Origin of the sequence: Thalassobaculum sp., assembly GCF_965223715.1 — a bacterium.
Taxonomy (GTDB): domain Bacteria; phylum Pseudomonadota; class Alphaproteobacteria; order Thalassobaculales; family Thalassobaculaceae; genus Thalassobaculum.
The window spans coordinates 4,824,640-4,848,628 of the sequence record NZ_OZ245012.1; the positions used below are offsets into that span (position 1 = coordinate 4,824,640).

At 67.5% G+C, this 23,989-nt stretch carries 21 protein-coding genes; 12 read left to right on the forward strand and 9 right to left on the reverse strand.

The window, feature by feature from the left end; all coding sequences use genetic code 11:
- The first annotated feature begins 3 nt into the window (after positions 1-3).
- The 4 genes from ACOQOP_RS22365 (at position 4) to ACOQOP_RS22380 (ending at position 3,763) form a co-directional block, all read left to right on the forward strand.
- On the forward strand, positions 4-1,287 hold the full coding sequence (locus ACOQOP_RS22365; protein WP_420564031.1) for an adenylate/guanylate cyclase domain-containing protein: 1,284 nt from the start codon (positions 4-6) through the stop codon (positions 1,285-1,287).
- Positions 1,284-2,513, forward strand: coding sequence for an MFS transporter (locus ACOQOP_RS22370; protein WP_420564032.1), 1,230 nt, complete (start codon positions 1,284-1,286; stop codon positions 2,511-2,513). Before ACOQOP_RS22365 ends, ACOQOP_RS22370 begins: the two co-directional genes overlap by 4 nt.
- A 74-nt stretch (positions 2,514-2,587) precedes the next feature.
- Positions 2,588-2,881: a DUF1330 domain-containing protein gene (locus tag ACOQOP_RS22375; protein WP_420564033.1), complete on the forward strand. Its 294-nt coding sequence runs from the start codon at positions 2,588-2,590 to the stop codon at positions 2,879-2,881.
- A 75-nt stretch (positions 2,882-2,956) separates the two neighbouring features.
- The gene (locus tag ACOQOP_RS22380; protein WP_420564034.1) at positions 2,957-3,763 is read left to right on the forward strand and encodes a sulfotransferase family protein; all 807 of its coding nucleotides are present in this window, start codon (positions 2,957-2,959) and stop codon (positions 3,761-3,763) included.
- Here the strand turns inward: ACOQOP_RS22380 and ACOQOP_RS22385 are convergent.
- The 3 genes from ACOQOP_RS22385 to ACOQOP_RS22395 all read right to left on the reverse strand — a co-directional run bounded on the left by ACOQOP_RS22385 (position 3,708) and on the right by ACOQOP_RS22395 (position 7,812).
- Positions 3,708-6,053, reverse strand: coding sequence for a PAS domain-containing sensor histidine kinase (locus ACOQOP_RS22385; protein WP_420564035.1), 2,346 nt, complete (start codon positions 6,051-6,053; stop codon positions 3,708-3,710). The genes ACOQOP_RS22380 and ACOQOP_RS22385 overlap by 56 nt on opposite strands.
- A 150-nt stretch (positions 6,054-6,203) precedes the next feature.
- Positions 6,204-7,193, reverse strand: a complete 990-nt coding sequence (locus ACOQOP_RS22390) for an MBL fold metallo-hydrolase (RefSeq protein ID WP_420564036.1) — start codon at positions 7,191-7,193, stop codon at positions 6,204-6,206.
- A gap of 160 nt (positions 7,194-7,353) precedes the next feature.
- Positions 7,354-7,812: a DUF302 domain-containing protein gene (locus ACOQOP_RS22395; RefSeq protein WP_420564037.1), complete on the reverse strand. Its 459-nt coding sequence runs from the start codon at positions 7,810-7,812 to the stop codon at positions 7,354-7,356.
- A 485-nt stretch (positions 7,813-8,297) separates the two neighbouring features.
- Between ACOQOP_RS22395 and ACOQOP_RS22400 the strand changes: the two genes are divergently transcribed.
- Both ACOQOP_RS22400 and ltnD read left to right on the forward strand, forming a co-directional pair.
- Positions 8,298-9,140 (forward strand): sulfite exporter TauE/SafE family protein, encoded by an 843-nt coding sequence (locus ACOQOP_RS22400; RefSeq protein ID WP_420564038.1) that lies wholly within the window; start codon positions 8,298-8,300, stop codon positions 9,138-9,140.
- A 64-nt stretch (positions 9,141-9,204) separates the two neighbouring features.
- On the forward strand, positions 9,205-10,116 hold the full coding sequence (gene ltnD / locus ACOQOP_RS22405; RefSeq protein ID WP_420564039.1) for an L-threonate dehydrogenase: 912 nt from the start codon (positions 9,205-9,207) through the stop codon (positions 10,114-10,116).
- A gap of 7 nt (positions 10,117-10,123) precedes the next feature.
- Here the strand turns inward: ltnD and ACOQOP_RS22410 are convergent, their stop codons facing one another.
- The 3 genes from ACOQOP_RS22410 to ACOQOP_RS22420 all read right to left on the reverse strand — a co-directional run bounded on the left by ACOQOP_RS22410 (position 10,124) and on the right by ACOQOP_RS22420 (position 11,636).
- On the reverse strand, positions 10,124-10,519 hold the full coding sequence (locus ACOQOP_RS22410; protein WP_420564040.1) for a VOC family protein: 396 nt from the start codon (positions 10,517-10,519) through the stop codon (positions 10,124-10,126).
- A gap of 84 nt (positions 10,520-10,603) precedes the next feature.
- The gene (locus ACOQOP_RS22415; RefSeq protein WP_420564041.1) at positions 10,604-11,497 is read right to left on the reverse strand and encodes a helix-turn-helix domain-containing protein; all 894 of its coding nucleotides are present in this window, start codon (positions 11,495-11,497) and stop codon (positions 10,604-10,606) included.
- A gap of 10 nt (positions 11,498-11,507) precedes the next feature.
- Positions 11,508-11,636 (reverse strand): hypothetical protein, encoded by a 129-nt coding sequence (locus ACOQOP_RS22420; protein ID WP_420564042.1) that lies wholly within the window; start codon positions 11,634-11,636, stop codon positions 11,508-11,510.
- Positions 11,637-11,754: 118 nt separating this feature from the next.
- Between ACOQOP_RS22420 and ACOQOP_RS22425 the strand changes: the two genes are divergently transcribed.
- The 5 genes from ACOQOP_RS22425 (at position 11,755) to ACOQOP_RS22445 (ending at position 18,511) form a co-directional block, all read left to right on the forward strand.
- Entirely contained in the window at positions 11,755-12,753 is a 999-nt protein-coding gene (locus ACOQOP_RS22425; RefSeq protein WP_420564043.1) for a GNAT family N-acetyltransferase, read from the forward strand.
- A gap of 155 nt (positions 12,754-12,908) precedes the next feature.
- Entirely contained in the window at positions 12,909-15,017 is a 2,109-nt protein-coding gene (locus ACOQOP_RS22430) for a catalase (RefSeq protein WP_420564044.1), read from the forward strand.
- Between the two features lie 162 nt (positions 15,018-15,179).
- Positions 15,180-15,815 (forward strand): TetR/AcrR family transcriptional regulator, encoded by a 636-nt coding sequence (locus ACOQOP_RS22435; RefSeq protein WP_420564045.1) that lies wholly within the window; start codon positions 15,180-15,182, stop codon positions 15,813-15,815.
- Complete coding sequence (locus ACOQOP_RS22440; RefSeq protein WP_420564046.1) at positions 15,812-16,792, forward strand: VOC family protein; 981 nt, start codon at positions 15,812-15,814, stop codon at positions 16,790-16,792. The genes ACOQOP_RS22435 and ACOQOP_RS22440 overlap by 4 nt, the downstream gene beginning before the upstream one ends.
- A 372-nt stretch (positions 16,793-17,164) precedes the next feature.
- The gene (locus ACOQOP_RS22445) at positions 17,165-18,511 is read left to right on the forward strand and encodes a protoglobin domain-containing protein (RefSeq protein WP_420564047.1); all 1,347 of its coding nucleotides are present in this window, start codon (positions 17,165-17,167) and stop codon (positions 18,509-18,511) included.
- A gap of 56 nt (positions 18,512-18,567) precedes the next feature.
- Here ACOQOP_RS22445 and ACOQOP_RS22450 read toward each other — a convergent pair whose 3' ends face one another.
- Positions 18,568-19,332 carry an aldolase gene (locus tag ACOQOP_RS22450; protein WP_420564048.1) on the reverse strand — a complete coding sequence of 255 codons (765 nt, stop codon included), beginning with the start codon at positions 19,330-19,332 and terminating at the stop codon, positions 18,568-18,570.
- A 19-nt stretch (positions 19,333-19,351) separates the two neighbouring features.
- Positions 19,352-20,173, reverse strand: a complete 822-nt coding sequence (locus tag ACOQOP_RS22455) for a phytanoyl-CoA dioxygenase family protein (RefSeq protein ID WP_420564049.1) — start codon at positions 20,171-20,173, stop codon at positions 19,352-19,354.
- 180 nt (positions 20,174-20,353) lie between these two features.
- Here ACOQOP_RS22455 and lepA point away from each other — a divergent pair, with 180 nt between their 5' ends.
- Positions 20,354-22,156 (forward strand): translation elongation factor 4, encoded by a 1,803-nt coding sequence (lepA, locus tag ACOQOP_RS22460; RefSeq protein WP_420564050.1) that lies wholly within the window; start codon positions 20,354-20,356, stop codon positions 22,154-22,156.
- 181 nt (positions 22,157-22,337) lie between these two features.
- Here the strand turns inward: lepA and ACOQOP_RS22465 are convergent, their stop codons facing one another.
- Positions 22,338-23,972 (reverse strand): ABC transporter permease, encoded by a 1,635-nt coding sequence (locus tag ACOQOP_RS22465; RefSeq protein ID WP_420564051.1) that lies wholly within the window; start codon positions 23,970-23,972, stop codon positions 22,338-22,340.
- Between the last annotated feature and the right edge of the window lie 17 nt (positions 23,973-23,989).

Consider the following 23,989-nt stretch of genomic DNA (forward strand, 5'->3'; position numbering starts at 1 on the left):
AGCGTGAGCACGACCGCCGAGGTCCTGCGCGACCGCGAGGCGAAGGGCGTCGCCCTCTTCATCACCCTGGAGATCGTCGGTCTCGTCGCCCTGACCTTGGGCATTCTCCTGTTCGTGTCCCGGGCGATGCCGCTGTCGGTCCTCGCGGTCTCGCTGCTGGGCATTCTCGTGCTGGCGGGGCTGCTGTTTCAGGTGCGCCGACGGCGATGGGTGACCCGGGCCGGCCTGGTGGCGGTGGTGGTGTCGATCCTGGCGACCGGACCCTTCGTGTTCCTGGAATGGGAGGGGACGGGCACGGCGGCCTCCTATCTGGTGAAGACCGGTTATCCCATGGGCCTGATCCTGCTGGTGGTGACCGCCACGACCCTGCAGCCGCTCTATCCCGCACTCGTCACGGTCCTTCTGGCGCTGTTCCACGGCCTGCTGTTCGGCCTCGCCCTGGACGATCCCGACACCGTCCTGGCGACACTGCCCACCTGGCAGGAGCACGTGATGGGGCCGGCCCTGCATCTGGGCCGGGTAGCCAACGAGACCGCGTTTCTGCTGGCCACCGGAGCCATCGTCACCTTCTCGACCTGGATCGCTCGGCGCACGGTGCTGTCCGCCGCCCGGCTGGAGCAGGCGGCGGGCCAGCTCAGCCGCTACTTCTCGCCGGAAGTCGCCGAGCGGGTGGCGACGGCGGATCCCGAGTTCCTGCGGCCCGGCGGCAGCCTCCGCTTCGTCGTCGTGCTGGTATCCGACATCGAAGGGTTCACCGCCCTGTCGGCGTCGATGGGACCGGATGCGACCCTGCGGTTTCTGGCCGATTACCAGAAGCGCATGACCGAGGTGATCTTCCGCAACGGCGGATCGGTCGACAAGTTCATCGGCGACGGCATCCTGGCCACCTTCGGCGCGACCGGGGCGGTGCCCGCGCCTTGCGAGCGCGCGGTGGCGACGGCCGAGGGCATGATGGCCGCTCTTGAGACGATCAACGCCGAACGCGTCGCCGCCGGGGAGCGGCCCGTCTTCCATCGCATCGGCATTCATGCCGGCGAGGCGATGGTCGGCAATGTCGGCAGCGAGGACCGATTGGAATTCACGGTGATCGGCGATGTCGTGAATCTCGCGAACCGGATCGAGCAGGCCTGCAAACAGACAGGCGACACCGTGCTGCTCTCGCGGGCCCTCGTCGAGGCCTGCCCGGAGGTCCCGGTGAGCTCCCGCGGCCGGCCTGCCCTTCCCGGTGTCGATGCGCCGCCGGAACTCTTCGCCCTTGAGGGCGCGGGCGGCGGGTCGCGATCATGATGTCGCTTCGCGGTCTGGCGCTCGACTGGCGGCTGCTCGCCTTCGGCTTCCTGATGTCGTTCTCGTCCAGCTTCGGGCAGACCTATTTCATCTCCCTGTTCTCAGCCGAGTTCCGCGCGGCGTTCGACCTGACCCATGGCGGCTTCGGCACCCTGTACTCGGCGGCGACCCTGACCAGCGGGCTGCTGCTGCTCTGGGCCGGCGGGATGATCGACCGGGTGGATCTGCGGATCTTCGCGGCCATCGTGCTGACCGGGATCGCGGCCGCCTCCGGGTTCGCCTCGGTGATGACCGGACCGGTCACGCTGGTCGTCGTGCTGTTCCTGCTGCGGTTCTTCGGCCAGGGGCTGGCGAGCCATACAGCGGTGACGTCGGTCGCCCGCTACGCGGATGCCGGCGTGCGCGGCCGCTCGGTCAGCCTCGCCGCGCTCGGCTTCCCGGTGGGCGAGGCGGTCTGGCCGACGGTGGCGGTGGCGCTGATCGCGCTGATCGGCTGGCGCTGGACCTATGGCGCCGCGGGGCTTCTCGCCCTGGCGGTATTCCTGCCCCTCGCCCTGCTGCTCCTCGCGACCCATGGCCGACGGCATACGGATCTGATGGCGCGGACCCTGGACGACGGGGCCGAGGGCGGATTGCGGCAATGGACGCGGGGCGAGGTCCTGCGCGACCCGACCTTCCTGTGGTCGCTCACCGCCGTGCTGGCGCCGTCCTTCATCGTGACGGGAATCCTGTTCCATCAGGTCCACCTGACCGAGACCAAGGGCTGGGACCTGTCGGTCTTCGCCACCGGCTATGTCGGCTACGCGGTCTGCCAGATCGCCGTCGCCCTGGTGGCCGGCCCGGCGATCGACCGGATCGGTGCCCGCCGGGTGGCCCGGGTCTATCTGGCACCGATGGTGATCGGATTGACGGTCCTGGCGGTGTCGGACGCGGTCTGGGCCGGCCTGTTCTTCCTGGCCATGTGCGGCGCCACGTCCGGCGCATCGTCGACCCTGTTGGGCACGCTCTGGGCCGAGATCTACGGCGTGCGGCACCTGGGCGCGATCCGGGCGCTGGTGACCGCCTGCTCGGTGGTCTCCAGCGCCCTGTCGCCGGCGCTGATGGGCTGGGGGCTCGATGCCGGCATCTCCATGGAGGCCATCGCCTTGGCCTGCGCCGTCTATGTGGTGCTGGCGATCGGCGTGCTGTGGATCCTGTTCACAGGCAGGCGGGCGTCGGCGGCCTGAGCTGGCGATCGGCCATTGCCAAAGCGCCTGCCGACCCGTTCTCATCGCCCCTCACGACTGTTTCGGAGGATGACATGGCGAAAGCCTACTGGATTTCCGCGTATCGCAAGGTCAAGGACGCGGACAAGCTCGCCGCCTATGCCAAGCTGGCCGGCCCGGCGATCACCGCCGGCGGCGGCAAATTCCTGGCCCGCGGCATGCCGGCCAAGACCTACGAGGCCGGTCTGGCCGAGCGCACGGTGCTGATCGAGTTCCCAAGCGTGGAGGCCGCAATCGCCACCCATGACAGCCCGGCCTACAAGGAGGCGCTGGACGCGCTGGCCGACGGTGCCGAGCGCGACATGCGGATCGTCGAGGGCGCCGAGTAGGTTCTGCCGGCCCGGACCGTCCCTTCGGCGCTCGCCGCCATTGACGGGCCGGGCCCGCTCGGCTATCCGCCGCGGGTGACTTCTGAAGCACCCATCCTGTTCATCGGCGGCCTTGGCGGCTCCGGGACCCGAGCGGTGGCCGGCACCATGATGGCGCTCGGCTACTACGCCGGCGGCTGCCTGAACGGCGCCAACGACAACCTGATCTTCACCGAGCTGTTCAAGCGCCCGGACTGGATCCGCAGCGGCGCCAGCCCGACGGCGATCGACCGCCGCCTGGCCCTGTTCGAGCAGGTCATGCGCGACGGCGTCGGCGCCATGTCGATGCTGCGCTGGCCGGGCCTGCGCCGGTTTCGCAGGGCACAGGGCAGGGGACTGGCCGGAACCCCGGGCGCCATCGGTTGGATGACCAAGGAGCCGAACTGCCACCTGTTCGTCGAGCCGATCCTGGAGCGCTGGCCGGACGCACTCTTCGTCTATGTGACGCGTCACCCGCTGGACATGGCCTATAGCGACAACAAGGGACAGCTCGGCAACTGGAGCTGGCTGTTCGACCTTGAGCCGGAGGCGTTCGCCGCACCGGAGGCGGCTCAGCTCGAATACTGGATCCGGACGCAGAGGCGGCTGGACGACCTGCTGGCGCGGCATGAGGGCCGGATCTACCCGCTGAATTTCGACGCCTTCGCCACTGACCCCGTGCCCCAGGTGGCCGCACTCGCCGCCCGACTCGGACTCAACTCTGACGAGGCGGCGCTGAACGCGGCGGTCGGCGGCGTGATCGTGCCGTCGAGCATCGGCCGGTGGCGGGAGCGCGATCTCACCGTCTTCACTCCGGAACAGCTTGAATTCTGTCGGCGGACCGGCTGGCCGGTCGATCCGTAGCCGGCCCGACCGGCTCGGCGGCCAACGGCAGGTCGATGGTCACCCGGGTTCCGGTCTCCGCCGAGCTGTCCAGGGTCACCGTCCCCTCCATGCGCTCGGCCATCGTCTTGACGATCGCCAGGCCGAGGCCGGTGCCGTCGATATCCTCGTCGTCCGACGTGGTGCTCATCGGGTTCATGCCGCGATAGAACGGGTCGAACACATGGGGCAGGTCGCGCGGGGCGATGCCCGGCCCGTCGTCGATCACGACAATCACCGCCCGGTCTTCCCGCCGCGCCAGCTCCAGCCAGACATTGCCCTCCCGCCGGCCGTATTTGGAGGCGTTGGTGAGCAGGTTGATCAGGATCTGCTTCACCGCGCGGGCATCGCCGCGGATCCGGTCGGTCGGGGCCAGGGTGTTGGTGACCGCCAGGGTCTGGCGGCGCCGGGTCAGGATCGGCCGGACGATCGCCTGCACCTCCTCCAGCACGGCGCTCACATCCACCTGCTCGTCGGCCAGCGTGCGGTCCTTGGATCGGATCGAGGAGAACTCCAGGATGTCCTGGATCAGGTCCAGCAGATGTCGGCCGGACCGGTTGATGTCGCCGGCATATTCCCGAAGCTTGTCCGGGGGAAGCTGGAGCTGCTCTGCGGTCATCAGTTCTGACAGGCCGATGATGGCGTTGAGCGGGGTGCGCAGCTCGTGGCTCATGCGCGCCAGGAAGGCGTCGACCGCGCGGGCGGAGGCCTCGGCCTTCGCCAGGGCGGCGGTCATCGCCTCGCTGCTGGCTCGGGCCTGGGAGTTGTCGAAGCCCACCACAAGCCGTCCACCATCGGCGGTCGGCCGGTCATGGAGACGGATCCAGCGGTCGCCAAAGCGGAAGTCGTGGGAGCCGGTTGCCGCCCAGTATCGCTGCAGCCGGTCTACCACGGCCATCTCCCGGGTCTCGGCGTCCAGGTCCGGATCGCCGCGCCGGATGATGTCGCGCGTCAGATCCTCGATCGTCGTCTCCCGCAGACGGATGGCCTGGGGATCGAGGCGGAAGGTCTGCACGAAAGCCTGGTTCATGAACAGGACCGTTCCCATGTCGTCGAACAGGGCGATGAGTTCCTGGATGCCCTCCAGCGCCGCCCCCACCAGCATGGAGTTGACGCGGTTGCGCTCGATGTCGGTGACGTCCCGCGACACCCCCTCGTATCCGAGAAACCGGCCCTGGCTGTCGTAACGCGGCGTGCCGGAAACCATCACCAGGCGGTCGTGCGGGACCGCCTTCACCCGGTAGACGAAGTCTTGATACGGCTCCCGGCGGGCCAGCGCCCGGCGGTATTGGTCCCACTTCTGGGTGTTGGTGTCTTCGGCGGAGACATCTTGCCGCCGCGCGCCGATGCGGCGGCCGATGGCGACGGCGGGTCCGCCCCAGACCCGGACGAATCGGTCCTCCGTATCGGTCTCGAAATACCATTGGCCGTGGTTGGCCGAGATCGCCAGGGACCGGCTCTCCGTCTCGCTCCGCTCCGCCACCCCGTTCTGCGAGCCTTCGGTGAGCAGCGACAGCCACACCAGGCGGCCGTTGGGATCGACATCGGGGAGCCGCTCCAGGTGGAGGGTCAGTTCCTCGCCCCAGGCATTGGCGATCCTGATCTCGCCCTCGAAGGACCGGCGCTCCTGCAGGTGCGCGGTAAGCTGCGGGAAGAGCTCGGGGTTATGCTCCCGATATCCGAGCAGCACGTCGCAGATCTGGCCGGCGGCGTCGGTGCGCCGGAAACCGGTCACCCGCTCGAAGGCCGGATTGGCCCACAGGATGCGCTGGTCGCGGTCGGTCACGACGAACGCCCGGCGCATGTGGGCGAGCGCGCGTTCCTTGCGCCAGACCCGCAGGTCGACCGAGGGCTGGCCCGGCTCGCCGATCGCTCCGCCACCGATCCGCAGGAGGTCGAGCGTTCGGCGGAGATCGTCCTCCATTTCGGCGGCAAGGGCGGGGGAATGAAAGGTGGCGACCAGGATGTACTGGTGGTCCTCGCTTCCGGCCGGCTTCAGGTCGAACCGACGCTGCGCGGGGGACAGCGGGGCAGGGTCGGTCTCCAGGGTGGCCGATGCGACCGCTGGCAGGTCCGCCACCAGGGCGAGCACCAGTTCCGGCTCGGGAAGTCCGTCGCTCATCGCGGCGAGGCTGGCGCCGTCCCGGATCAGATGGCGCAGCGACGGCAGAAGTCTTGGGTCCAGGTCGATGGGAGCGGTGCCGCCGGGAGTCTTTCCCGCGTGGCCGGACCCGTCCTTGCCCTGGGCCGGATCGCGGTCATCCTGCGTCATCGGCCAGTAGTTTCCTGACTTTGTTATTCTGAGCAGGAACCGTACGGCCTAATGTTTCTCCAGAACATTAAAATCTATTCAGCAAACATATGAGCCGGCCGAAATAAATCGGCCGGCTCTATTACCCGTGGCGTCGTCGTGGGCTGTCCGTCACTGCACGTCGAACTGGTAACTCACCGGCGCATAGCGGAAGCCGTCGCCCTGCGCTTCCACATAGCCGATATTGGGGAAGGGCATGTGGTAGCCGGAGAATGGGATACGGTCGGCGGCGATCATGCCGAACACCTTGCGGCGCGCGGCCGCGGCGGCCTCCTTGTCCATGTCGAAGCGGACATGCCAGTCCGGCTTCTGCAGCGACACCACGTAGTGGTTGGCGGTATCGCCGGTGATCATCAGCCGCTGGCCCGCGCTTTCCGCATGGAAGACCAGGTGGCCCGGGGTATGGCCGAAGGCGCTGATCGCGGTGATGCCGGAGACCACGTCCTGGTTGTCCTCAAGGAAGGTCATCTTCTCGGCGAAGGGGATCACGTTCGACTGCACCAGCTTGCCGACCCGTTCGGTCGGGCCGCTCGCCTTCTCCTCCGGCGACCAGAAATCGTACTCTGCCCGGCCGGCGACGTAGCGGGCGTTCGGGAAGGCGGGGGTGCCGTCCTCCATGAGACCGCCGATATGGTCCGGGTGGAAATGGGTCAGCACGACGATGTCGATCTGCTCCGGCGTGTAGCCGGCCCCGGCGAGCAGCGCACGGAGCTGTCCGGCATCCGGCCGGCGCCCGGCCCCGTTGCCGGTATCGAACAGGATCAGCTCGGACCCGGTGTTCACGACGACGGGCGAGAAACCGATGGTCATCTTCTTCGGCGGCAGGAAGTTCTCGGCCGCCAGTGCCTCGACCGCCTGGGGCTCCTGGTCGGTGCCGAAGATGGGATGCGGGCCGTCCAGCGAGATGAAGCCGTCATGGATCACGGTGACGTCGAACTCGCCGAGCTTGAAGCGGTGATGGGTCCGCTGGGTCGGGCTCATCAGGGGGGCGCTGGCGCTGGCCGGCGGGGCGGTCAGCGTCCCGGAGGCCGCAAGCGCGGTGGCGCCCGCGGCACCGAGAAGGGCGGCGCGGCGGGTCAGGCGAGAGGGGGTGTGCGTCATGGGGCTACTCCCTGTTGGTGTCGTATTTGTTGGCGATCGCAGCGTGATCGAGGCGAAAGATAGGGCGCCGATGGATGGCGACCATGGACCGGGGTGAAACCTTCCCGGTCGGGGGCCGGAAGTCGGGATGATCGGATCGCGGAGCGGCATGGCGGCTCGCTCAGCCCGCCTCGTCGGCGGCCTTCAGGATCGCCGCCACATGGGCGTCCAGCTCCCGGCCCAGGACGCTCAGCGCATCGATCCCGTAGGCGCCGAAGACATCGCTCGGCGATCGGTAGGTGACCCGGGCGGTTCCGTCCGCCGCTTCGGTCACATAGAGCCGGATCGGCGCCTCGATGCCCGCCTCGGTGCTGGCCTGCAGCATGCGGCGGGCGTAGTCCGGCCGGAAGAACAGAAACACCCGGTTCCCGGGCACGGTCTCGCCGAACGCGCCGCGGATCGCGCAGGTCGCGCAGGCGATGCCGACGATGTTGAATCCGGTGTCTGTGATCGCCTTCGGCAGGGCCTCGACATAGGCGCCGAACGGCCTGCCGGTTTCGACGGTCACGGTCGCAACGGGCGAGGCGGCCTGGACCGGCGGGGCGAGCGTCAGGAGCAGGAAGAGAACCAGGACACGCATGTCAGCCTCCGCAACCGGATCCCGACCTCATACGGCAGGCGCGGGCGGCGGCGAACACACCTTCGCGTGAGGCAGGCAAAGGCGGGGAGTTTGGCGGCGGTGCACCGCAGATCCTGAATCAAGTTCAGGATGACGGGAGCGGCGCGGTGTTCGCTCTCCATCCGATCAGCTCTCACACGGTCCAACTCTCGAAGGTGACAGCTCTCGCACGGTCCAGCTCTCACACGTGACAGATCGCGAGTGGGACGATCGGCGGGCCGGGCGGATCGCGGGCCGGGTAGCTCCAGGACCCAGCGTCGGGTCGCGGGATGGGGTGCGAGAGGCACCGCCTCTCCCCACCGTCACCCTGAACTCTCCCCACCGTCATCCTGAACTTGATTCAGGATCTGCGGTGCACCGGCGCCCGGGGTGCTTCGTCTTGACGTCTTTATTCCCTGCCGCTCCCGGTGTAGGGAACACCCGCCTTCCTGTCCGGAGACTCCCTGATGCCCGAATTCGGCGGCGATATCGCCACCTATCTCCCGTCCATTCTCGTCCTGATGTTCACCGGCGCCGTCGCCGGCCTGCTTGCGGGCCTGCTCGGTGTCGGCGGCGGAATCGTGATCGTGCCGGTGCTGTTCAACCTGTTCGGCGTGCTGCACCTGCCGCAGGAATGGGCCATGCACGTGGCCGTGGCGACCTCGCTGGCGACGATCATCCCGACTTCGATCATGTCCATGCGGGCGCATTGGAAGAAGGGCAACGTGGATGTCGACCTGCTGAAGGTCTGGGCCGTCTGGGCGTTTGTCGGCGCCACCATCGGCACCATCCTCGCCGGCCAGTTCAAGAGCTGGATGCTGACCGCGATCTTCGCCGTTGTCGCCTCGCTGGTCGCCATCAACATGGCCAGCCGCGACGGTCTGAAGGTGGCTGATAAGCTGCCCGAGTCCAAGGTGAAGAACGGGATCATGTCGTTCTTCATCGGCGGCTTCTCGGTGACCATGGGCATCGGCGGCGGAACGCTGACCGTTCCGACCCTGTCGGCCTTCAACTACCCGATCCACCGCGCCGTTGGCACCGCCGCCGCTCTGGGTCTCCCGATCGCCATTCCCGGCGTGATCGGCTTCGCCATCGCCGGCTGGGGCGTGGAGGACCGGCCGCCGCTGTCCATCGGCTTCATCAACATCATCGGCTTCCTGCTGATCTTCCCGCTGTCCTCCCTGATGGCGCCCTACGGCGCCGCCATCGCCCACAAGCTGAACCGGGTCTGGCTCCGCCGCGCCTTCGCGCTATTCTTGGGGGTGACGGCGGTACGCATGTTCCTGCGGCTCTACGAAGTCTTCACGTAACCGCGCTAGACAGGCCCCCGTCGCGAAGGCAATAGCGCTGCGAGCCAGCGAACGGGAGGATGGCATGAGCGAGACTATCAGCGCCGGCGTGATCGGCCTCGGTTCCATGGGAATGGGCGTGGCACGCTCGCTCCGCCGGGCCGGGATCGAGACCTGGGGCTGCGACGTGGTCGATACCCGCCGCAGCGAGCTGGAAGAGATCGGCGGACACTGGGCGACGAGCCCGTGGGAACTCGGCAAGAATGTCGACGTCGCCATCGTCCTGGTGGTCAATGCCGAGCAGACCCGCGGCGTGCTGTTCGCCGATGCCGGTGCGGCCGAGGCCATGGCGGCCGACTCCGTGGTGATCGCCAGCGCGACCGTGCCGGCCTCCGAGGCCATCGCCATCGGGCAGGACTTGGCGGATCGCGGCATCTACATGATCGACGGCCCGGTTTCCGGCGGTGCAGTCGGCGCCAATGCCGGCGAGCTGTCGATCATGGGGTCCGGCCCGGACATGGCGTTCGAGCTGGCCCAGCCGGTGCTCGACGCCATCGCAAAGAAGGTCTACCGCCTGGGCACCGCTCACGGCATCGGCTCCTCGGTGAAGACCATCAACCAGCTTCTCGCCGGCGTGCATATCGCCGCCGCCTGCGAGGCGATGGCGCTCGGCGTGCGGGCCGGCGTGGATCCGCGCACCCTGTTCGAGGTGATCTCCAACTCCGCCGGCGCCTCCTGGATGTTCAACAACCGGGTGCCGCATATCCTCGACGGCGACTACGCGCCGAAGAGTGCGGTCGACATCTTCGTCAAGGATCTCGGCATCGTGCTGGAGACCGGCAAGCGGCACACCTTCCCGCTGCCGCTCACGGCGGCGGCACACCAGCAGTTCCTGGCCGCCGCCGCGGCCGGCCTCGGACGCGAGGACGACAGCGCGGTGATCAAGGTGTTCCAGAAGCTCGCCGGGATCGAGCTGCCCGAGAGCAAGGACGGCTGATCCGCCGTCAGGCCTCGGCGAACGGGTCGTAGTCGCCGAAGGACCAGAGCCGGCCCTCGAGATCGCGCACCGAGTAGTCCCGCGCCCCGTACGGCTTGTCGGTCGGCGGGCTGACGATCTCCGCACCGGCGGCCTTGGCGCGGGCGTGGTGGGCGTCGACGTCGTCCACCCGCACGTAGATGCCGAACGGCGCGCCGGCCCAGGGATTGCCGGGCTCCGGATCGGCGGCGGACCCGCACATGACGATCCCGGCGCCGCTGCGCAGTTCGGCATGCATGATCGTTCCGGTGTCGCCCGGCACGACGAGCTTCGGCGCGAAGCCGAAGGCCTTTTCCAGCCAGTCGATGGCGGCGCGGGCGTCGGCGTATTTGATGCAGGGGAATACGGTCGGATGGGTCGCCATGGGCGGCTCCTCTGTCTGGCGGGACGGTCTGACGCCAGCCTAGCGAGGCTGCGGGACGCCGAATTGTAGATTTGTTACCGGCGGTCAGCCGGCCAGGGTGGCATCCTCGTGCGGCCGGCGGCGGCGCAGGAACTCCGTCGGGGTCGCCCCGCTGAAATGCTGGAACTCGCGCACGAAATGGGCCTGGTCGGTGTAGCCGCTGGCATAGGCGATATCGGCCCAGCCGGTGCAGATCCGCCGGTCGTACAGGTCGATCGCATGGCGGAAGCGCAGCACCCGGGACAGGCGCTTCGGGGGCAGGCCGAGCTGGTCGCGGAACACCGCCGACAGATGCTTGCGGCTGCAGTCCAGTTCGGAGGCGAGCTGGGCGACGGAGATGCGCCCGGCGGTCTGCTGCAGTCGGTGCCAGGCCATAGCGGCGAGGCCGGGGACGCGCTCCGTCTCCATCAGACGCCTCGCCACCGTCTCGTCGATCAGGGCGAAGCGGCGCGGCCAGTCGTCCATGTCGCGAAGGGCGGAAGCCAGTGCCGCACCCCGCGGCCCGAAGACCGCCTCCACCCCGACGACCCGGTTGGCGATTTCGCTCATCGGCAGGCCGAGCAACCGCCGGGCGCCGAGCGGGGTGAGGTTCACATGCAGCCCGCTCTGGGCGCCGGCGGTCTCGGTCAGGACCGGTCCTTCGGACAGCCCGGCAAGGAAGCCGCCGGCATGGCGTCCGACCACGCGGGCGCCCTCCCTGTCGAGGAACCGCAGGGTCGGGCCGAAATCGAAGATCAGTACGATTCCCGTGGTCGGTAGTTCCTGTCGGCGCGTCGGCCCGGATGTGCGTTCGCGGTAGCCGGTGTAGGACAGCACGACATCCTGCAGGCGCGGGTCCGGGTCGGCGGAGATCATCTCCAGCCGGTTGTCGCCCTCTTCGATGCGGGTGATGTGGAATGGCCGACCGGTCCGGGTGCAGCGTTGAAGCTCGACCCGCATCGCTCCAGCCTCACTGGAACAGGCAGCCGACGCCGTAGCAGTCGGCGCCGAAGACGTGGACCGTCAGGGCCCAGGCCGCCAAGTCCAGCAGCGCCATCAGCAGGGTGATCGGCAGGCCGATGAAAATCAGCACATACACGATCGCCCACCACGTAAAGTGCCGGCGCGGGACCAGGTGACCGAGAATGGTTACGGGCTTGTTCTTAATGCCTACCATGGGGCCAGAGTAGCCTCGGCGCGACGGAGACGGAACCACCATGGCGACAGCCCGCAGCAGGAGACGATCGGCGACGGAGGGTGGCCGGCCGGGGGGCGAACGGGCCGGGCTGGTGCTGACCTGGGACGGGGTCGACATGCGCCGCTGGATGGATCTGCACAGCGCCGTCGCCATGGCGCCGCTGGAGCAGGCCTGGATGTATGGCGAGGCGATCTCCGCCGGCTCTCCCTACCGGCCGACCCGGGGCGTGGTGACCCGCGACGGCAAGCCGGTCGCCATCGTCCAGGCGTTGGAATGGTCCTTCGGCCGGGCGGCCCGTCTCGTCAAGGTGGTGCGCGGGCCGCTGTTCCTGAAGGACGTGACCGAGGAGGAATGTGTCGCCGTCCACCAGCTCATCGCCGACCGCTGGCCGATGCCGCGGCTGAACTGGTTCTTCTTCACGCCTGAGATGGTCGACGGCGACGTCTCCCGCTCGGTGATGCACAGCCTGAAGATGAAGCGGACGATCACCGGCTATTCCACCGCCTGGCTGGACCTGACCATCGGGGCGGACCGGCTGCGGGCCGGGATGAACCAGAAATGGCGCAACCAGCTCGTGGCGGGCGAGGCGGAGAAGCTGCGCATCCGCGACGCCCATTCGGGCCAGGCCCTGAACTGGCTGCTCACCAAGTACGATGCCGAGCGCAAGCGCAAACGGTTCCGCGCGACCAGCGGTGCGTTCGCCGCCGCCCTGTCGATCTGTGCGCCGCGGCCGCGCGACGTGCTGCTGCTCCAGGCCGAGCGCGGGTCGGATCCGATCGCCGGCGTGCTGTTCCTGCGTCACGGCTTTTCGGCCACCTATCAGCTCGCCTACACCAGCGAGGCCGGCCGTGCCGCCAATGCCAACAGGCTGCTGCTGTGGGAAGGCATGCGGCGGCTGGCGGCCGACGGCGTGCGCTGGCTCGACCTGGGCGGCATCGACGCCGCCATGGAAGGCGTGTCCCGCTTCAAGCTCGGCACGGGTGCAACGCCCGTGACGCTGTCGGGAACCTGGATGTAGACGCCTTCCGCCGCCTGCCACCGCCACTTGTGTCAGTGCTGTCTCCGAAGGCCCGGAACTTTCGGTTTCTGGAACTGTTCAAAACTGGAGAACGCGTGTGTTCCGACCGCGCCGTTCGCCCGTGCGAACCGACCCAGAAACCCCGAGGGTATCCCATGCAAGACGAGCCGTTGTACCGCGCGACCAGCGACAGCCAGACCTCCAACGAGCGGACCGATCATCCGGCCGAGCGGGGACAGGGCGGCGAACTGCACCAGACCCCGAAGGCCGATGCCGCCCGGATGACGACGGCCCAGGGCACGCCGGTGTCGGACGATCAGAACAGCCTGAAGGCGGGGGCGCGCGGTCCGACCCTGATGGAGGACCTGCATTTCCGCGAGAAGCTGTTCCATTTCGACCATGAGCGCATCCCCGAGCGTGTGGTCCATGCCCGCGGCTACGGGGCGCATGGCTATCTGGAGGTGACCGAGGCGATCCCGGAGCTCACCTCCGCCAGCCTGTTCCAGAAGTCCGGCAACCGGGTCCCCGCCTTCGTGCGCTTCTCCACGGTGGCCGGCAGCAAGGGCTCGCCGGACCTGGCGCGCGACGTGCGCGGCTTCGCGGTAAAGCTGTACACCGAAGACGGCAACTGGGACATCGTCGGCAACAACATCCCGGTGTTCTTCATCCAGGACGCCATGAAGTTCCCGGACCTGATCCACTCGGTGAAGCCGGAGCCGGACCGCGGCTTTCCCCAGGCCCAGTCGGCCCATGACAATTTCTGGGATTTCGTCTCGCTGATGCCGGAATCCATGCACATGGTCATGTGGGCCATGTCCGACCGGGCGATCCCGCGCTCGTTCCGGTTCATGGAAGGCTTCGGCGTCCACACCTTCCGTTTCGTGAACGAGGCGGGCAAGGGCACCTTCGTCAAGTTCCACTGGAAGCCGAAGCTGGGCCTGCAATCCGTGGTCTGGGATGAGGCCGTCACCATCAACGGCGCCGATCCCGACTTCCATCGGCGCGATCTCTGGAACGCCATTCAGGCCGGCGACTTCCCGGAATGGGAACTCGGCGTGCAGGTGTTCGACGACGACTTCGCCGACAAGTTCGAGTTCGACGTCCTCGACGCCACCAAGCTGATCCCCGAGGAAGACGTGCCGGTGCGCATCATCGGCCGGCTGGTGCTCGACCGGATGGTCGACAATTTCTTCGCTGAGACCGAGCAGGTGGCCTTCTGCACCCAGAACATCGTTCCTGGCATCGATTTCACCAACGACCCGCTGCTGCAGGGCCGGAACTTCTCCTACCTGGACACCCAGATCAAACGCCTGGGGGGCCCGAACTTCACCCATATCCCGATCAACGCGCCGAAATGCCCGTTCCACCATTTCCAGCAGGACGGGCACATGGCGATGCACAACCCCAAGGGCCGGGCCAACTACGAGCCCAACTCCTGGGCCCAGGGCGGTCCGCGGGCGGCGCCGAAGCAGGGCTTCCAGTCGATTGCGGAGCGGGTGCAGGGCGACAAGCGCCGGGTGCGCTCGGAGACCTTCGCCGACCATTACAGCCAGGCCCGCCAGTTCTACCTGAGCCAGACCGAGATCGAGCAGGGCCACATCGCCGCTGCCCTGGTCTTCGAGCTGTCCAAGGTCGAAGTGCCGGGGATCCGCGAGCGGGTCGTCTCGCACCTACTGAACATCGATGACGGGCTGGCCGAGGATGTGGCCGACGGGCTCGGTCTGGAGACCATGCCGAAGGCGGCGGAGCCGGCCCGGTCGCCGGTCGACCTGCCGGTCTCCGACAAGCTGTCGATCCTGAAGAACGGCCCCGGCCGGTTCGAGGGGCGCAAGCTGGGGATCCTGGTGACCGACGGAGCCGACGCGGCGCTGGTGCACGGCCTGATGGACGCCGTGGAGGAGGCCGGCGCCATGGTCGAGATCGTCGCCCCCCAGGTCTATGGCGTCCGGCTGTCCGACGGCAAGAAGCTGGAGGCGCAGCAGAAGATCGATGGCGGCCCCTCCGTCCTCTACGACGCGGTGGCGATCATCGTGTCCGAGGACGGCGTGGCGGACCTGAAGTCCATGCACGCCGCCCGGAGCTTCGCCGCCGACGCCTATGCCCATGCCAAGTTCATCGCCCTGAGCGATGCGGCGGGCGCGCTGCTGGATGCGGCCGGCATCACCGATCGCGACGACGGCATGAAGGTGCTCTCCGGCAAGGGGGACACGGCCGCCTTCATCGAGACTTGCGGTGCCCTGCGTTACTGGGACCGGGTGGGCTGATCCCTTCGCCTTCCTGACCTGACGGCTGGTACCTCCCGGCCCACTCGAGCCGGCGGTGTGTCTCGCATCGCCGGCCTTTTTTGTCCGGTCGGCGGAGGGGGCGTTTGTCGGTTTACAAAGATACCGACCAGTTGGTATGTTGCGCTAACTGAGGAGACGCCGATGCCCCGACCCGCCGCCGGAAGGCCGAGTGCCCGCGACAAGCTGCTCACCGCGGCCCTGTCGGTGATCCGCGCCAAGGGCTACTCGGCCACCAGCGTCGACGACCTCTGCGCCGCCGCCGGCGTCACCAAGGGTGCGTTCTTCCATCACTTCAGGAGCAAGGACGCGCTGGCGGTTGCCGCGGCGGATCACTGGTCGGAGCTGACCGGCGGGCTGTTCGCCTCTGCCACCTATCACAGCCACGCGGATCCGCTGGACCGGGTGCTCGGCTATGTGGATTTCCGGCGGGCGCTGATCGCCGGCGAACTCTGCAACTTCACCTGCCTGGTCGGCACCATGGTCCAGGAGGCCTACGACGCCCATCCGGACATCGCCGATGCCTGCGGGCGCAGCATCTTCGGCCATGCCCGCACCCTGGAGGGCGATATCGCAGAGGCGATGGACGCGAGTGGCCTGACCGGCATCGACTGGACCGCTGCCAGCCTTGCCCGCCACACCCAGGCGGTGCTTCAGGGCGCCTTCATCCTGGCCAAGGCCGGGGGCGGGCCCGACGTCGCGGTCGAGCAGGTCGACCATCTCAAACGCTACATCACGCTTCTGTTCGAAGCCCGCCCCTGGGAGCCGCATCCGTCATGACCACGCCGATCCAAAGACCCGACGACCGCACACTCGTTCTCGACCGGGTGCTCGACGCGCCCCGCTCCGCCGTCTGGCGGTGCTGGAGCGAGCCGGAGCTGCTGATGCAGTGGCACTGCCCGAAGCCCTGGCAGGTGACCGCCGCCGAGATGGAGCTGCGCCCGGGCGGCCGCTTCAACACGGTGATGGAGGGCCCCGAGGGCGAAAGGTTCGAGAACAAGGGCGCGTTCCTGGCGGTTGAGCCCGGCCGGCACCTCACCTTCACCGACGCCTATACCGAAGGCTTCGTGCCCTCGGGCAGTCACTTCATGACCGGCTTCCTGACCCTGGAGGATGCGGGGCAGGGGCGCACCCGGATGATCTGGGGCGCGCGGCACCCGTCGGTGGAGACGGTGCAGCAGCATCTGGAGATGGGATTCGAGGCCGGCTGGAACGCCGCCACCGACCAGCTCGAGGAGTTGGCCGCCTCGCTCCCGCGGGCGCTCGGGGCGGATCCGCTGTTCAAGGCGAAGACGCGGACCTGCCTGTTCCTGCCCAAGGGGGCGCTGGAGGCGGCGGAGTTCTACTGCTCGCTACTGCCGGATAGCGGGATCGACCAGATCTTCCGCCCGGACCCGAACGGACCGCCGCTGGTGGTGGAGTTCACCCTGGCCGGAACACCCTACATGGCGATGAACGGCGCGCCGCCGTCCCAGCCAAGCCATGCGGTGTCGATCTCCGTCCTGACCGAGGACCAGGCCGAGACCGACCGGCTCTGGCAGGCGCTCTGCGCCCATGGGGGCGAGGGCGGCCACTGCGGCTGGCTGCGCGACCGCTTCGGCATCCACTGGCAGATCGTGCCGAAGGCCCTGCCGCGGCTCATGCATGCCGGCGATCCCCAGGCGGCGGGTCGGGTGACTGAGGCTCTCATGGGCATGGGCCGGATCGAGGTCGCCGGGCTGGAGGCGGCCTTCGGCGCGCGTCCCGCCGCCTCCTGATCGGCACGCCGGGCGGGGCCGGAACTGCCGGCCCCAACCCTGCTCGGAGGGAATGCATTCGGCCCCCGTCCGGCGGCAGTCAAAAAAAGAATATCGCCACAAACGTGCTAAGGCTATTCGCCCTGTCCGGGGAGGATATGTTTAATTTCGCCCCACAACTTCCCATTCGAAAAATTCATCCATTCGAACGCTGCCTACCGAGAAAAAGCTATATGGCGGGACATATTCCGACGCTGACAGTCTCTGAAATTGTTATATCCCCACGAAAATAGACGGTTAATGTTTAATTAAGATCAAGCTTAAAGTTATTTTAAACAATAACGTTCAGATTCCTTTACGCGCATCCATATGTTTTGGATCACGGGGAAACACATGAGCAAAGATCTTCGCGGGCACGTCGACTTCATTGAACTCACGAAAAGCGAGCGTACGCTGCTTTCAGAGTTCTTCCCGATCGTTGAGAAGCATTTGGATGGAATCCTAGAACGATTCTATCAGAAGCTCTCGGGCATTCCCCATCTGGCGGCCATGTTCAATACATCGGAACGCCAGAAGCACGCTGCGAAGGCTCAGGCGTCACACTGGAAGCGCATGTTCACGGCAGGCGACGATCCGGCTTACTTTGACTCCGTTCAGCGGATCGGCGAAGTGCACAACAAACTCGGCCTCGAGACATCCTGGTACATCGACGGCTATACCCGGATCACCGCCGAGTTGCACAAGCTCGCGATCCGCCATTCCCTCACCGGCTTCTCTATGAAGGCCGCGGCCGAGCGGGCGGAGAAGCTGGTGGCGGCGCTGGACAAGGTCATCCTGCTCGACATCAACCTGGTCATCGGCGTGTATCTGGATGCCAAGGAGCGCGATCACCGCAAGCGGCTGACCGACCTGTCCTCGCAGTTCGACGAGTCGATCGGCAACCTCACCCGCTCCCTGTCGACCGCCGCCGAGACCATGGGCAAGACCGCGGCCAGCCTGACCGGCGAGGCCGATGCCACCCGCAACGCCTCGTCCATGGCGGTCTCGCGGGCGTCCGACATGAGCGTCAACGTTCAGACCATCTCCAGCGCGATGGAGGAGATGAGCGCGACCATCGCCGAGATCTCCCACCAGGCGAACGGCGCGGTGAGCGAGATGCGGGGCGCCTCCCAGCTCGCCTCCAACGCCACCGACACCGTCGGCGACCTCGCCACTGTGACGACGGAGATCTCCAACGTTCTCAGCCTGATCCGCGACATCGCCGACCAGACCAATCTGCTGGCGCTGAACGCGACCATCGAGGCCGCGCGGGCCGGTGACGCCGGAAAGGGCTTCGCCGTGGTCGCCGGCGAGGTGAAGAGCCTGGCCAAGCAGACCGGCGACGCCACGGTGGAGATCACCTCCCTGGTCGATCGCATCCAGCAGGCCTCCAGCCAGAGCTGCGAGATCGTCGCCTCGATCTCGGAGACGATCAGCCGCATGGAGGAGATGGCCCAGGCCATCGCCGGAGCGGTCGAGCAGCAGAACGCGGCGACGGGGGAGATCACCCAGAACGTCGCCCAGGCGACCCAGGGCACTCAGGAGGTCACCAGGCTCGCCGAGGACGTCCAGGGCACGGCCGACCGCACGTCGGACGCCGCCGCCTCGGTCACCAGCGCCGCGGACGGTCTGCTGGCCGACATCAAGTCGCTGTCGTCCCAGTCCTCCGCCTTCGTCGGCAAGATCGCCGCGATGAACTGACCGGACTGCCGAATGGACGCGGCGATCTCCCCCATCGCCGCGATACTGAGCCGGTGCTACGCCCTGTAGCCCGGCTCTTCTCTGTCGAGCATCCGGCGCAGCGCGGTGAAATGCCGGTCGGCCACCGCCTTGCGCTCGGTCTCCATCTGGCCCTGCACCCGGGCGCGAACATTGTCGCCGATCCGCCGCAGGGTTCCGCCGGTCGACTTTGCGTGGACCTGGAACATGCAGGCCCGCTCCAGGTAGTAGAGATCGTTGAACGCGTCGGCCACGGTCGGACCGCTCACCATCACCCCGTGGGACGCCAGCATCAGGATCGGCTTGCCGTCCATCTGGGCCGCCATTCGGTCTCCCTCCTCGGTCGCCAGGGCCAGCCCCTCGTAGTCGTCGTCGTAGGCGATGCGGTCGTCGAACATCAGCGCGTTCTGCTCGACCATCTCCAGCCGGCCGCCCTCCAGCAGGGTCAGCGCCGTCGCGTAGGGTTGATGGGTGTGCAGCACCACCGCCGCGTTCGGGTGGTTGATATGGATGCGCGAGTGGATGCAGAAGGCGGTCGCCTCCACCGTCTCGTTCCCTTCCAGCACCGTACCGTCCACGTCGCACAGCACCAGCGAGGAGGCGGTGATCTCCGACCAGTGCCAGCCGAACGGGTTGATCAGGAACTTGTCGCCCTTGATGCTGCCATCCGGTTCCGGGACGGCGGCGGAGAAGTGGTTGTCGACGCCCTCGTTCAGGCCCATGCGGGCGGCCCAGCGCAGGGCGCAGGCGAGATCGACGCGAAGCTGCTGGACGGTATCCGCGTGGGACGCGGGTTTGCTCATTTCGTTCATCGTTTCCTCCTCAAGCGTGTCCGACCCGGAAGTCGTTCTGTCCGCGGGCGTCCTTGCCGCGCAGCAGCCAGAGCGGCCGGGTGGTGAAATCAACCAGATTGCCCTTGGCTTGCAGTTCGCGCCCGATCTCGCGGTCGAAATGCGAGGTCGTGGGCATGTAGCGGCAGACATAGCCGGCGCGGCGCCGGTCCGACCGGTTCGGCTCGGAGCCGTGCACCAGATAGACGTCGTGCAGCGAGACCTGGCCGGCCTGCAGCACGAAGTCGACCGCCTCCGCCTCGTCGTACTCGTCGGGCGACAGCACCTGGTTCAGGGCCAGCTCGTCGCTGTCGTCCTGGGCATGGGCGCGCAGGCGCTGCTGCTTGTGCGAGCCGGGAATGACCCGCAGGCAGCCATTCTCCGAGGTGGCGTCGTCCAGGGCGATCCAGGCGGAGCAGGTCGCCAGCGGCCGGATCGGCCAGTACTCGCCGTCCTGGTGCCACGGCACCCGCTTGCCGGTACCCGGCGGCTTGCCGAAGACGGTTGTGCCCCACAGGGCGATATCGGGGCCGATGAGCTGCTCGACCATGTCGAGGACCTCGGGGATGCGGGCGTAGTCGAGCCACACGCCCGAGCCCTTCAGGCCCTGGACGCCGCCCGCCGGGATATGCGGGCAGATCATGTTGTCGGAACCGACACCGGGATTCGCGGCTTTCAGCGCCTCGAAATCGGCGCGCATCCGCTCCAGCGTGGCCTGCGGCAGGCGCCAGTTCGGGACGACGTAGCCCTGATCGTGATACTGCGCGACCTCGGCATCCGACAGCCGATGCCCGGCGGATGAGGGGAGAGTCATGGCGGCGTTTCCTCTTTTTTCGCCATGCTATGCCTGCAACCCGGCCGGGTGAAGAGGGGGAAGTCGCGGCCGTCCCGGTCCCGCCTTGGCGGTGGGTCTTGCCGGGCCGCCGGCGCGCGGTATTTTTCCTGTGGCGACGACACTACCCAACCCCCTCGATTTCGGGCATAACCCCGCGCCATGACGAGCGATCTCTCCCATATCCGCAACTTTGCGATCATCGCCCATATCGACCACGGCAAATCGACCCTGGCCGATCGGCTTATCCAGATGTGCGGCGGCCTCACCGAGCGTGAGATGAAGCAGCAGGTTCTCGACTCGATGGACATCGAGCGGGAACGGGGCATCACCATCAAGGCGCAGACGGTCCGGCTGATCTATGACGCCAAGGACGGCAAGCGCTACACGCTGAACCTGATCGACACGCCGGGTCACGTCGACTTCGCCTACGAGGTCAGCCGGTCGCTGGCGGCCTGCGAGGGTTCCATTCTGGTGGTCGACGCGGCCCAGGGCGTGGAGGCGCAGACGCTCGCGAACGTCTACCAGGCGATCGAGGTCAATCACGAGATCATCCCGGTCCTGAACAAGGTCGACCTGCCGGCCGCCGAGCCGGAGCGGGTGAAGGAGCAGATCGAGGACGTGATCGGCCTCGACGCGTCCAACGCGATCATGATTTCGGCCAAGACCGGACTCGGCGTGGACGAGCTGCTGGAAGCGATCATCGAGCGCCTGCCGCCGCCCAAGGGCGACCGTGAGGCGCCGCTGAAGGCGATGCTGGTCGACAGCTGGTACGACAGCTATCTCGGCGTCACCTGTCTGATGCGCGTGCATGACGGCGCGCTGAAGAAGGGCCAGAAGGTCAAGATGATGCAGACCGGTGCGCTGCACATGGTCGAGCGGGTCGGCGTGCTGACGCCGAAGGGTCTCGCCGTCGACGAGCTGGGCCCGGGCGAGGTCGGCTTCATCAACGCCTCGATCAAGACCGTGGCCGACACCAATGTCGGCGACACGATCACCGAGGAGAAGCGGCCGACTGACAAGGCGCTGCCGGGCTTCAAGCCCAGCGTGCCGGTGGTGTTCTGCGGCATGTATCCGGTGGACGCAGCCGATTTCGAGGACCTGCGCGACAGCCTTGAGAAGCTCCGGCTGAACGACGCCAGCTTCCAGTTCGAGGCGGAGACCTCGGCGGCGCTCGGCTTCGGCTTCCGCTGCGGCTTCCTCGGCCTGCTGCACCTGGAGATCATCCAGGAGCGGCTGGAGCGCGAGTTCGATCTCGACCTGATCACCACCGCGCCGAGCGTGATCTACAAGATCCACAAGACCGACCGCACGATGATCGAGCTTCACAACCCGGCCGACATGCCGGACGTGATGAAGATCGACTACATCGAGGAGCCGTGGATCAAGGCGACGATCTTCGTGCCGGACGACTATCTCGGCGCGATCCTGGCGCTGTGCACCGAGCGGCGTGGTGAGCAGATCGAACTGACCTATGCCGGCAACCGGGCGATGGTGGTCTACCGCCTGCCGCTGAACGAGGTGGTGTTCGACTTCTACGACCGCCTGAAATCGATCAGCCGCGGCTATGCCAGCTTCGACTACCAGATGGACAGCTACGCCCGCAGCGATCTGGTGAAGCTGTCGATCATGGTGAACGCCGAGCCGGTGGACGCCCTGTCGATGATCGTGCACCGCTCCCAGGCGGACCCCCGCGGCCGGGCCATGTGCGCGCGGCTGAAGGAACTGATCCCCCGGCAGCTCTTCAAGATCGCCATCCAGGCGGCGATCGGCGGCAAGGTCATCGCCCGCGAGACCGTCAGCGCGCTCCGCAAGGACGTGACGGCCAAGTGCTACGGCGGCGACATCACGCGAAAGAAGAAGCTTCTGGAGAAGCAGAAGGAAGGCAAGAAGAAGATGCGGCAGTTCGGCCAGGTCGAAATCCCGCAATCCGCCTTCATCGCCGCCCTGAAGATGGACGCCTGATCGGGCGTCCGTCTCCTTCCCAATATCGCCACACTCGTCATCCCGGTGGACCCCGGACTTGATCCGGGGGGCGACCGGGACCCGGTCTCGTAGGTGGGGACATGGTCCCGGCCCGAGCCCGGATCGGGTCCGGGCTCGTCCGGGATGACGGGTGGGAGGGCCGTGTCGCAGGGCCGGCCCGCTACCCCCGATGCCCCGCCCGCGACCTGGCAATCTGGCGGCTGAGCAGGATCACCGGAAGCAGCCCCACCGCCACGATGGTCAGCGCCGGCGTCGAGGCCTGGGTCAGGCGCTCGTCGGCGGCCAGGTTGTGGGCCGTCACCGCCAGCGTGTCGAAATTGAACGGCCGCAGGATCATCGTCGCCGGCAGTTCCTTCATGACGTCCACGAAGACGATCAGCCCGGCGGTCAGCAGGCTGCTGCGCAGCATCGGCAGGTGCACCCGCTTCAGGGTCGCGCGCGGCGGGTGGCCCAGCACCCGGGCGGCCTGGTCCATGCTGGGGGTGATCTTGGTCAGCCCCGCCTCCGCCGTCTGCAGGGACACCGCCAGGAAGCGGACCAGATAGGCGTAGATCAACGCCACGATCGTCCCGGTCACCAGCAGGCCCGTGGAGACGCCGAACAGGCCGCGCGCGGCGTCGTCCACGCTGCGGTCGACGACGGAGAAGGGGATCAGGATGCCGATGGCAATCACCGAGCCCGGCACCGCGTAGCCGAGGGCGGCCAGCCGGGTCAGCACGTGGGTGGTGCGGTTCTTCGACAGCCGGTTGGCATAGGCGAGCAGCAGCGAGATGAGCACCGCCAGGATCGCCGTGATCCCAGCCAGGGTGACGCTGTTCATCGTCAGGGTCAGGTAGCGCGCGCCGAACAGCTTGTGGCCGCCGATCGCCGTCATGTGCACCAGCAGAATCGTCGGCAGCACGAAGCCGATGAAGACAGGCAGCGCGCAGGCCAGGATCGCCCCCACCGCCTTGGCCCCGGTGAGCTTGAAGCGCGGCAGGGCACGGTGGGTGTTGGTGGTGTGGTCGAACCGCCGGCGGCCGCGCGACACCTGCTCCAGGGCGATCACCAGGATGACGAAGGCCAGCAGCCCGGTGGCGAGCTGGGCGGCGGCCACCCGGTCGCCGAAGGAGAAGATCGCCCGGTAGATGCCGGTGGTGAAGGTCTGCACCCCGAAATAGGAGACCGTGCCGTAATCGGCCAGGGTCTCCATCAGCGCCAGGGCGACGCCGGCGGCGATTGCCGGCCGGGCCAGCGGCAGGGCCACCCGCAGGAAGGCGCGGGCCGGCGTATGGCCGAGGGTGCGGCTGACCTCCAGCACGCAGACCGACTGCTCGATGAAGGCGGCGCGGGCCAGCAGGTAGACGTAAGGGAACAGGGTCGCCGTCAGCATGACGATGGCGCCGCCGAGCGAGCGCACCTCCGGGAACCAGTACTCCCGCGGGCCGAGATCGAAGACGTGGCGCAGCAGCTCCTGCACCGGTCCGGCATGCTCCAGGAAGTTCGTATAGGTATAGGCCAGCACATAGGCCGGGGCGGCCAGGGGCAGCACCAGCGCCCATTCCAGCACCCGCCGGCCGGGGAACCGGCACATGGTCACCAGCCAGGCCGTGCCGACGCCGATGATCCCGGTACCCAGGGTCACCCCCAGGGCCAGAAGGGCGGTGTTGGCGACATAGGTCGGCAGCACCGTGTTCGCCAGGTGGGTGATCAGATCGGTCTGGGCAAGGCCGTTCAGGGCGACCGCCAGGATCGGCGTGGCCACCAGCGCGCAGATCACGGCAGGGGCGAGGAAGAAACGGTCGCGAAAGGGCATGCGGTTCCCGTGGCGCG